The 10,872-nt window shown below is 39.8% G+C and carries 7 protein-coding genes; all 7 read left to right on the forward strand.

Going from position 1 to position 10,872, the window contains the following annotated elements; translation table 11 throughout:
- Positions 1 to 15 precede the first annotated feature (15 nt).
- The 7 genes from I2I04_RS07620 (at position 16) to I2I04_RS07650 (ending at position 10,703) form a co-directional block, all read left to right on the forward strand.
- On the forward strand, positions 16 to 1,113 hold the full coding sequence (locus I2I04_RS07620; RefSeq protein WP_195471454.1) for an Omp28-related outer membrane protein: 1,098 nt from the start codon (positions 16 to 18) through the stop codon (positions 1,111 to 1,113).
- A 5-nt stretch (positions 1,114 to 1,118) separates the two neighbouring features.
- Positions 1,119 to 2,237, forward strand: a complete 1,119-nt coding sequence (locus I2I04_RS07625) for an Omp28-related outer membrane protein (RefSeq protein WP_143260134.1) — start codon at positions 1,119 to 1,121, stop codon at positions 2,235 to 2,237.
- A gap of 9 nt (positions 2,238 to 2,246) precedes the next feature.
- On the forward strand, positions 2,247 to 3,311 hold the full coding sequence (locus I2I04_RS07630; RefSeq protein WP_195654715.1) for an Omp28-related outer membrane protein: 1,065 nt from the start codon (positions 2,247 to 2,249) through the stop codon (positions 3,309 to 3,311).
- A 21-nt stretch (positions 3,312 to 3,332) separates the two neighbouring features.
- Positions 3,333 to 5,549 (forward strand): hypothetical protein, encoded by a 2,217-nt coding sequence (locus I2I04_RS07635; RefSeq protein WP_195654716.1) that lies wholly within the window; start codon positions 3,333 to 3,335, stop codon positions 5,547 to 5,549.
- 78 nt (positions 5,550 to 5,627) lie between these two features.
- Positions 5,628 to 8,165, forward strand: a complete 2,538-nt coding sequence (locus tag I2I04_RS07640) for a PL29 family lyase N-terminal domain-containing protein (protein ID WP_195471448.1) — start codon at positions 5,628 to 5,630, stop codon at positions 8,163 to 8,165.
- 35 nt (positions 8,166 to 8,200) lie between these two features.
- Positions 8,201 to 10,045 carry a S41 family peptidase gene (locus I2I04_RS07645; protein ID WP_143260138.1) on the forward strand — a complete coding sequence of 615 codons (1,845 nt, stop codon included), beginning with the start codon at positions 8,201 to 8,203 and terminating at the stop codon, positions 10,043 to 10,045.
- Between the two features lie 121 nt (positions 10,046 to 10,166).
- Positions 10,167 to 10,703: a hypothetical protein gene (locus I2I04_RS07650; RefSeq protein WP_229126951.1), complete on the forward strand. Its 537-nt coding sequence runs from the start codon at positions 10,167 to 10,169 to the stop codon at positions 10,701 to 10,703.
- Positions 10,704 to 10,872: the final 169 nt, after the last annotated feature.

The raw sequence follows: 10,872 nt of genomic DNA on the forward strand, positions 1-10,872 counted from the left end.
ACTAGAATATAGAATATGAGAAAATTTGCAATGTTTTTTATGCCGGGCCTGATGTGCCTGTGCGGATGTTTTGTGTCATGTAGTGGTAATTCCGACGAAAATGGTGAGGAACCGGATAACGGCGAAGTGACAGGACCTATTACTTTGACTGTGGATAAAGCCAAGATTGAAGCGAACGGAACTGATATGGCAACTTTCACGGTAATCGATGCGAATGGGAAAGTGCTGACGACTCCTGAATATATGAAGAATGTATATTTTGAGGACCTTAATACCGGTGATTATCTGGAGAGACGAACTAATACGTTCTCGGCAGTAGAGAACGGAGCCCATCGGTTTAAAGCATATTATCTGGACTGGGAATCGGAAGAAGTTGCCGTAACCGTACAGAACCGGAAAAATTATGAACTTTTTTACCGTAAAGTGGCTGTTTTCAAAATGACCGGAACCTGGTGTACTTATTGTCCCGCTATGACTTCAGCATTGAAGAAAGTTGAAGACGTGATGCCGAACCGTATGGTGAAAATGGCTTTTCATTCTTCCAGCAGTTCTGCCACCGACCCGTTCCATTTGTCACAGACAAGTGCTATTATGAGCCGTTTCGGAGCATCCGGTTTTCCTACTAATATCTATGACTTGAAGGTGATGTCGATAGACAGAAATGTGAGCGTTATCAAACAAACCTTGAAAGACCAGATCAGAAAATACCCGGCCACTTGCGGTATCAAACTGAATACGTCCTACAACTCTTCTATTGGTGAGATTACGATAAATGCTGCATTGAAGTCGAGTAAGGGAGGAGAATATGATCTGGTTTATGCGTTGGTTACTGACGGTCTGACGGCATCAGGAGGTAACGAGAATTCTTATGATTATACAGTAAGAGTTATTTCCAACAACTACATGGCAATGTCAACTGACGGAAGATTTACTGTAAAAGCCAATGAAGAACACACTGGCGGTACTTTTACAGTTTCTAAAGCAATGAACCTAAGCCCTGAAACATCACGTATAGTGGTTTATGCATTACGTAAAGTGGATGATGCATATATGGTGGATAATGTAACCGAATGTTCTATCGACGGAAGCGTAGATTATATTTATAATGACTAAGGCTTATGAAGAAATTATACTCGACAATTCTACCAATTGTAATGATCCTTTGTTTAGCAATGCTGTCATCCTGTTCCGGCAGTTCGGACGAAATAGAGAATGGAGGGACGGATGACGGCATTTTGCGTATCACAGCCGATAAAACCGCGATACAGGCAGACGGCGTGGAGAAAGTGACCTTTACAGTCAGACTAGGCACAAAAGATGTAAGTGATGAAAGCACGATGAACCTGATTCTGGTAAAGGAATCAGGGGAAGAAAACCTGGATTATGGCGTTCGTGCTTTCAGCACTTCGGTGCCGGGTACATATGTTTTTAAAGCCCGTTATTATGAGGGAAAGTCAATGGTCAGTGAAAATGAAGTGACTGTCCGGGCCAGTTCCATATCAGGAGGAGTCAGTTATTATCATAAGTTGCTGGGAATGCAGTTTACCTCCATCGGTTGTCAGGCTTGTCCGGCACTTAGCACTACATTGAAGGCCATTCAGACGGAACAACCGGGACGATTGGCTATTGCTTCTTTCCATATGGATTTCGGAGGAATGACAGACCCTATGACTACAGCGGCTACCAATAATTACCGGACCAATATTCTTGGCAATTTTTCAGGATTACCCCGTTTGTTTTACAATCTGCGTAAAGGAACAAAAGAAATGATCAGCATAAAAAGCCAGATTGAGGAGGAGCTTCAAAATGAACTGAACAACTATCCTGCTTCTTGTGGGGTTGCCATTGAATCTGTGTATAATGCTTCTGACCGTAAGGTGACAGTTACTGCCAAGTTAACCTCCAATGTAACGAACACTTACCGTTGTCTGATCTATCTGGTGGAAGACGGAATTAAATATTTCCAAACGAACGGCGGGAATGATTATACTCATAATAATGTAGTTCGCGCAGTGCTTTCCACATCATTGAACGGAGATCGTTTCAATGGTGAGGTCAATGCGGGAGTGGAATCTACCATGCAACGTTCTTATCAGTTGGAATCTGGGTGGAATGTAGACCATATGCGTGTCATTGTATCGATGCTCACAACATTGGACGGGGGAAAGACTTATACGTGTAATAACGTAAATGAGTGTCAACTTGGAGAGTCGGCTGATTATTTGTATAACGAATAAACACAACTTATGTATATAAATATTTATAAAATAACATTGTTGGTCTGCATTTGCGGTATAGGGATTTTCTGGATTTCCTGTTCGGGAAATTCCGATGAATCGGAACAGACGGAAGTGATTTTGAGCGTCAGTAAAAACACGTTGATTGCTGATGGGAAGGATGCTATAACCTTTACGGTAATGCAGGCAGGGGTTGATGTGACTGCTGATGCAACCATCCGCTCCATAATGGACAGCCAAACCCTGGATGGAAATACATTTTCTACTTCTAAAGCAGGAACATATGCTTTTGAGGCATCATATGGCAAGTATGTATCCAAACTGATAACGGTGGTTGCGAAAAGTACCTCGGTTGCACCGTCCCGATTTGTCAGGCGTATTTGTGCGATGGAGTTTACCGGCACGTGGTGTGCCATGTGTCCGGCAGGAATGACTCGTTTGAATTACCTGATTAGTTCGGATTATGAAGGGATTGTTTATCTGATGTCCTTTCATGTAAATGGAACGAGTGCTGATCCGATGGCAATCGAACAGTCCTCGATTCTTTCTAAAAAGTTTGCTATTTCCGGCTATCCTTCATGTGTTGTCGATATGCGTAAGGAAATGGGATTATCTGAAAACTATACAGTCATGCGGACGATATTTAATGAGTCCTTGGAGAAATATGTTTCCCATTGTGGTGTAGCTATCAGTTCTCTTTATAATGAAGCCGGTTCCGAAGCTAAAGTTACGGTGAGAGTGACCTCAGAGAAAACGTCTGACTATCGCCTGATAGTATATGCTGTGGAAAATGGTTTGAAATATGAGCAGAATGACGGTGGTAACTATCGGGACTATACGCACAATCATGTAGTGAGGAAATTGCTTTCAGTTTCGGTTGACGGTGACAAGCTGGGGCAGATTCCGGAAGATAAAGAGATCACGCAAGAGTACGCGGTGACGTTGGATAATACATGGAAAGCAGAAAACCTTTCTTTCTATGCATTAGTAACGGATGAAAACGGCTATGTGAATAACCTGGCTGTTTGCGAAGCTATAAACGGCAATGCCGATTATGAATATGTAAATGATTAATCACATTTATCCCTTTTAATTATGAAGAAGAAATTTGTTAGTTTATTACTTTTACTAGGGCTGTTTTTAGTTATAAGCCCTATGATGATCTCATGTTCGGATAAGGACGACAAGGAAATTAATCCCGATATTCCTGTAGAACCGGAACCTCCGCTTCCTCCTGTACCGACTCCTATCAGATGGGTGGAAAACGAAGTGGATGGTGGCGAACGTGGAGTGGGCATTAAGGTGACCGGCAGAACTACCAACAATTTTGTGTTTGAGTGTACTCCGGGGGATAAGGTGCAATCTTACCGTTTGGATGTCTATCCTTTATGCCGTATGTATAACTACTTATTTGAAAGTGGCGGTGTAGGTGCAAATGAAGAAGAGATTGAAGATTTGATTATGGAAGCTCTTTATAATTCGGAAGGTGCCGGTGCTTATACTTTTAGCAGGAGTACATTAGGAGACAGTTATCCGAATGCCGAATTTGACTGGGCAAATTCCAAATATTCCCAATCGGAGATTGTGCCGGGAGCAGAATATCTGATTATAACGGTGGGCTGTAATGATGAGGGCGGACAAAATCCGGCAGATATGAAAATCTGTTATCTTAAGACTCCTTCCGAAGATGTAGTAGGTCATCCTCGTGTGGATATTGATGTCAAGCCCAGCTATCAGGCAGCTGCTATACAATACCTTCCGAATGAAGACTGTAAATATTTCTATCAGTTCTGTGGAGATGCCGAACCTATTGATGCGTTTATTAACGCTTATGGGAAGAATATGTATATTGATTTTATGAGACATTGGACGCAGACGGCAGGAGATGCACAAGTGCCTGAAGAAGAAATGTATTATGTCGTAGACTTTGGTTATACAGCTGATGCAACAAGAAATATTACGGCTACAACTATCGGGCTGGACGCAAACAAGAATAAAGGAGATTATGTGCGTAAGGATTTCCATTTATTAGAGGTTCCTGTCGATTCGGAGACGGCAGAATGTGCTCTTACAATCGATAAAACGGGTGCTTCTATTGTTAATATGAATGTGACTTTGGAAAAGAACTGTTACGCTATGTTCTATCGTGTTTTCAGTGAGTCAGACTATGCTCCTTATGAAAATGCGGATGATGCCACGATGACCGCACTGGCGCGAGCACTAGATCAGGAAGGATGGGGAATTAAGAATATGAATTTCGCTCAGGAAGGCTCTTATACAACTACAGAATATCAGTATGATATTGCTCCGAATGCTTCTTATGTTGTCGCTTATATTGGTCGTAATAAATATGGAGAGTTGTCAAAGGTGAAAACAACACGTTTTTCAACAAAATCACGGGTAAAGGATAATCCGGGAGCATCCAAGGCTACAATAGATATTACTATTTCCGATCCGGGAAGAACTAGTCTGAAATTGAATTATAAATATAATCAGGAAGCGGCAGTATTTTATCATCAGTATATCATGACACCAGATTTATTGGAGGAGGGTAATAAAGCTGAATTGATTAACTATTTATTATCTACAGAATCAAATGTATGGCCTGCAAATGCGAACGGAGGAGTTGAAGATTATACGTTTACCGCTCTGGATCCTGCTACGGAATATATATTTGCTTATATGGCAGAAGATTGGGACGGGGTGTTGACGGATGTGAAAATAGTGAAGGCTACAACCGAAGCTATTATAGCGGGTCCTAATCCGACCATGGAGCTACGTGCTTATATGAGTGAGTTGGATAACTTTACTGTTCAGTTCTCAATGGTGAAAGATGTAGCCAAAATTTTTCACATGATAGAGGAAGATAATTACTCGGCAAGTGGCGATTACAGCTATGAGGAATGTATGAAAGTATGGAAAGAGAGATGTTTAGAGTATGGTTTGACAACAGTTAATTCTACAATCCAATCATATGATAAGACAAAGGAAGCCAAACGTCTGGTTGCTTTATGTATACCTATTGGTGCTGACGCTGACAACAATGAAGTGATTGGTGACCTCTATACTATATTCTGGGATAAAGACAAGGGTATTATTACCGATCCTTCTGTTATATTCCCGGATGCTCCGAAATCGATGAAGGGAATGAGGGGAGTAGCTAAGTTTCAAGTAGTGAAGAAAGATAGCCGGATACCTGCCAACCTGATTAATAATGAACAGGTGAAAAAGAATATTCCGGAAGCAATGAGAAGTGAAAGTACTATTTATCTTGATTTGAAAAGATTAGGAAAACATCCTCACGCCAAATAAATATCGGCAGAACTATTTATCCGCACGATAGTGTGTAATCTATCGTGCGGTTTTCTCTAATCATTAAATTTTTTAGATATGAGAAGAAATCAATTTTTATGTAGCATGGAAAAATGTACGTTTTTCCTGATGGCAGTATGTGTTGTAATGTTTTCGTCATGTTATAATGACGATGATTTAAAGAACTCGATTTCCGGTCTGGAAGATCGTATGGCTAAATTGGAAGCTTCATTGCAAAGTATACAAAGTGATATTTCTACATTGAAGACACTCACTGATGCTCTGTCTCAAAAGAAATCAATTGCTTCTGTATTGGAGAACGAAGATGGTAGTTATACTATCAAGTTTTCAGACCAGACGGAGGTGACCATACATAATGGTGAAAATGGGGAGGATGCTCCGCAAATAACCGTAATCAAAGATGAAGAAGATGGTATTTATTATTGGGGAATGACCGGTACGGACGGCAAGAAGACATTCTTGAAAGATGGAGAAGGGAATAAGATGCCTGTGACGGCTGTCGCTCCTAAGGTTCGCATTAATACGAATACGAAAGAGTGGGAAATTTCTACTGATAATGGAAAAACTTGGGAACCGACCGGTGTTTATGCTTCCGGAGAGGGGACGGGGGACACTTCTCTTTTCAGCGGAGTAAGCCAGGATGATGATTACGCTTATTTTACTTTGAAAGATGGTACGATATTGAAGGTCGTAAAATCCAAAGAACTGAAATGCGAGATACTATCGGGAAAACAATATTTTGCGAATGGGGAGGAGAAACAACTTCCGGTTGAAATGAGTGGTATTTCGAAATATACAGTTACAAAGCCTGACGGCTGGAAAGTTTCACTGACAGGAAAGGGACTGACTATTATTGCTCCTGTTGCTGAAAATCAGTATGCAGAGGCAGGTGGTAAGGTCGCCATAGTGGCGGTTGCTTCCAATGGACAAAGTCTTATTTCAGAGATTCCGGTAATATTAGGGGAAGCTCCTGTAGCTATATCCGTTGGAGGTCAGTCTGTTTCTACTACGTTGAAAAGTGGGATAGAAATGTATTATTTGGGAGTGATGGAAATAAATGAATACAGCACAGAAATGGTAGCTGAATTAGTGAATGGATATTCTGCCCGTATGTACATGAAAACTGCTGCTCTTGATAAAGTGCCACTGTCTGAGTTGTTGGGTAAGGACACCGAAGCTGGAAAGACATATATGATCTGGGCGGTACCTTCATCTGAGACTGGTGAAAAATATCAGCCGGATGATGTAATTGCTACTGCAATTAAGACTGCTGCGACTGTGGAATTGAAAGCTTCAGATATTACATTTGAAGGTGCAACGGTTTCTGCAACCAAAAAAGGTTGTGACAGTTATTATACAGGGATTGCGGATAAGGCTAATTTTTCGCCGGAAAGAGTGATTGAGGATTTGGCTTATGGTGGTGGAACCAGACAATATTCGGATTATAACGGACCGCTGGAGGGGAAGACGCTGGATTTCCTTCCTACAATTATACCAGGAACAACGTATGTGCTTTGGGCTATTCCTTATAATGAAGAAGGAGAGTATCAGACAGAAGAACTGGTGACGGTTGAAATTCCTGTTCCTGCGCTGACATATGACGGAACTGCAACGGTAAATGTAGGTAATGTAGTTGCTACGGTTACAAGTGTAAGTGCGCCTATTACCCCCGGAACTGATTGTTACAAGTATTATTATTCTTACATGAAGGAACAGGCTTTGGCTAACTATGCTACCGACAGGGAGGTGATCTCCTATCTTATTAAAAACGGTAAATCTTCCAAAGAAGCTGAAAATTTTGAAAGCGCTTCTCTGGAACCGGGAACGAAAGGTGTTATTGTTGCAGTAGCTTTGGATAAAAAAGGACAGCTCGGTTCCCTAGTCAAAGTACAGGCTGATTCTAAGGAAATATCCTATAATGCTTCTATTTCGGTAGATGTGTCGATAGATCCGGGAGCTTTATCTACAACGTTAACGTTGACTCCGACCGGAACTCCGGTAAAATACCGTTATGTTCATATGAAATTGAATGATTTCAGAAGTTATCCATATTGGGGAGATGAGGAAGCAGTAAAACAGGCTTTGATAATGAATAACGAGGTAACAGAGATTACTGTTGCTGATTTGAAAGAGAATCGACTGGTTATTGATGACATAGAGTTTAATGCAGATTATCTATTATTCATGATAGCTGTTGATGCAGATGGGAATCCTTCTGCAACAATGACAAAGAAGGAATATACCAGTGCGAAACCGACTTATGTCCGAATAGGAAGGGATGCGGATTTGTGGAAAGCCAGTGAACCGGAGGTAACGATTGACAAGATAGAAAAAGATAAGTTCTATACAGTTTGGTACACCGTGAAGCCTAAAGCTGACTGCAAGCAATTTTATGTATTTGCCGGACCAGAGGACTACCTGACAGGTATGTTTGATGAACAAATCAAGTATGTGATGAAAAATGGAGTAAAACAAACAACCACTTATTCAGGAAATATTTATGGAACGTTGCCAACTAATATCAATGTAACTTGGGTAGATGCGGAAGGACGAATTTATGAGCTTTCTAAAACTGTAGTAAACGTTCCTGAATAATAATCTTTTAATTTTCTAATTTAATAAAATGATAGATGAAAAATTTATTTAATAATTTTTATAGTGTAGTATTACTTGCTTTGTGTCTGGTTGCTTTCAGTAACTGTTCGGATAGTGATGACGGCGGAGAAGTCGGTGGTACGGATAATGGGATTACTGCGATTGCCAGTGAAACGGAAATGAATGTGTCTCTTTATGGGGAGACTGTCGAGATCTCATTTACTGCGGCAGGGAAATGGTCTCCTTCTTTACAATATTCTACGGGAGCGGATTGGGCTTCCATAACTAATACCAGTGGTAATTCTGCAGCTGGTAAAGGCGGACTAAAAGTAAAGGTTGATAAAAACGAATCCGGAAAAGAGCGGGCATTGACTGTGGCTGTGCAAGTGGAGGGATATAAGGCTCCTGTTACAGTATGTACTATCACACAAGGAGCTGGTTCCGGAACGGCAGTGGATTTGGCTCTCAATGAGTATATGGATAAATATTTGAAGGAACATTATTTGTTCAATGAGGAATATAATACGTTAGATATAGATTATGCATCAGTGTCTTATGAAAATTTTCTGCCAACTTATCTTTTATCGATGAGAACCAATGAGGAAGATGGCGGAACTTATCGTGCATTTTCAGTCAATGCAGGTAAGCGTTATATCTATTCTTATATTATGGAAACAGGTTCCAGTAGAACACGTGCAAACACTCGTGCAACAAGCGTTGTGGGATCGGGACTTGGCACGTTTTTCTCTTCTTATATGCCGGATAAGACAACTATTGGACTATCCATTGGTTATGTATATTTAGAATCTCCTGCCGCCAAAGCCGGATTGAGACGTGGCGACGTGATTGTTTCTGTTGATGGGGTTACTTTGAATAGGAATAATTATCAGCAATACATGAGCACTTTGTTTTATGCCGGTGGAGGTGAAACGTTTAGGATCGGCTATAGGCGTAAAGTCTTTGATGAAAAACAGGGTGGTTATGATTTAGTGGATGGAACTGCGACATTAACCACTGGTAGTTATAATAATAGTCCTATCTTGAATTCAATGTTTATCAAAGATAAAAAAGAGAATAAATTCAACATCGGTTATTTAGTTTATCTAGGTTTTGATTTGAATTTTGCGGAAGACTTGAAATATGTAATTCAACAATTCAAGGCAGAAGGTATCACAGATTTGATTTTGGATTTACGTTTTAACAATGGAGGCTCTGTTGAATTAGCTCGTTATTTAGCCGCTTCTATCGCTGGTACATCACATCGTTCGGATGTATTTATGAAAATGCAACGTAATTCCGGTGCAGATGAGTATATCCGTTTTGGAGATGGTGATGATCTAAATCTTAAATCTGTAAGAATCATCTGTTCAGAAGAAACGGCTTCCGCCAGTGAATTGATAATTAATGGACTAAGAGGAATAGATTTTCCTGTGAAATTATTTGGTAGCCGCACAGAAGGAAAGAACGTGGGAATGGAAGTGCAAGAATATAAATATGGAAATAAATATTATGAATTTGCTCCGATTACTTTCCGTTCTTTCAATGCAAAAGACTGGGGAGATTATGCTGACGGTATTGACCCGGATGTCATGTTGAATAATCAAAACTCAAGCTATGAAGATGATATTGATAATGTATTCCCTTATGCTTTCGGAGATTGGGACAATTTTGATTTCAATTATCCATTATATTGGGCGCTATGCGATGTTCAAGGGGTGGATCCGACTACAGGAGAACCTGTTAAACGTAGTGGAAGAGCTGGTTTGACACGTTCTTCAAAAGATGAAATCATTAGAGTACCATCTGTACCTTTGAAACGCCCTGCGGGAACTTTTGGCTCGCTCATTTACAACAAGCCGGAAGTAGAAAACTTATATTAGTAAGACTAAATCTCTTGTGAAATAAATTTTCTCTTAAGTTAAAGGGGATGCTTCTTGATAAGGTGTTAGTGAGAGCATCCCCATTTTGCTTTATAAATGAATAGAAACAAAATGGAATATTATGATGAATAAATCGTTATATAAATTAATCATATTCATTGGAATGCTAGGATTAATAAGCAGTTGTTCGGATGATGATTCTGAAAGTAAATTAGAATATGAAGTGGTGGATAATATAGTAACTAATTGGTATCCATCCTCTCATTACGAAAAAACAGTACCTTTAAGTGAATTGTTATGTATCGGGGAAAGTGATAAATGTCCTTTGTCGAATACATACATATCAATAGTAAATTATGATTCTGAATATCCGATAGTCATACCGAGAGGTGTCTATCAAAGGAATGAGTATGGATTTTGGATAGATAGACCTGTACCTGCCGATGGGTCTATGAAGGAAATATTTAATTCTGATTGGTATACGACTTTTGTAGTACTATATGGTGGTGAAGGAACATATAATTTTGCTGTAAGAATTTATAATCCTACTTTAAATAAATATTATGTAACCAAGCCATATCAATTGAAGGTGTGGAGAGAAGGAGCAATGGAGGGAGAGTATAAGTGGTATCGTTCTATTACGCAGGTAAATAATTAATTAACTTTAAAGAATGGTTACTCTTCTATTCTTGAGGCTGATAAAGAGAAATGGAATATTGCTATTTCTTTAATAGAAGGATGAATTAACCTAAAGAATTAATAGTATGAATACAAATATTTTATATAAGCTAATAATATTCTTAGGAATATTTTGGTTGAGTAGTTGT

The organism is Bacteroides sp. 1001136B_160425_E2, from assembly GCF_015559655.1.
GTDB lineage: Bacteria > Bacteroidota > Bacteroidia > Bacteroidales > Bacteroidaceae > Bacteroides > Bacteroides luhongzhouii.